The sequence below is a fragment of the Paraburkholderia sp. BR10954 genome, assembly GCF_040965775.1.
Lineage (GTDB): Bacteria > Pseudomonadota > Gammaproteobacteria > Burkholderiales > Burkholderiaceae > Paraburkholderia > Paraburkholderia youngii.
Genome location: NZ_JBFRCK010000273.1, coordinates 1 through 327 on the forward strand (window position 1 = coordinate 1; position 327 = coordinate 327).

General features: G+C 68.2%; 1 protein-coding gene. It reads right to left on the reverse strand.

What is annotated here, in order from left to right; translation table 11 throughout:
• Positions 1 to 327 (reverse strand): secretin N-terminal domain-containing protein (locus AB4Y34_RS42215; RefSeq protein ID WP_368719351.1); only part of this gene is annotated, 327 nt, incomplete at both ends.

The window sequence follows — 327 nt, forward strand, 5'->3', positions numbered from 1 at the left end:
CCCGACGAGCCCTCGCCGCCGCCCGTGCCGAGCATGCTGCGCAGCGTGCGCGCGAGCTTCGTCGCGTCGGCATTGCGTAGCGGCACGACGTGGATGTTGCCCGGCATCGCGGTCGGCATGTCGAGCTGCTTGGCGAGCTCCTTGGCCGCCGCGAGGCGTGCGGTGTTCGACGCGCGCATCAGCAGCGAGTTGGTGCGCGCATCGGACGAGATCGACACCTTGAGCGTCGCGTCCGTGCTGCCGATCGAGCCCGGATCGAGCATCTTGTTCATCTGCTGCGCGATGTCGATCGCATTCGCGTTCTTCAGCGGCACGACTGCAACCGCC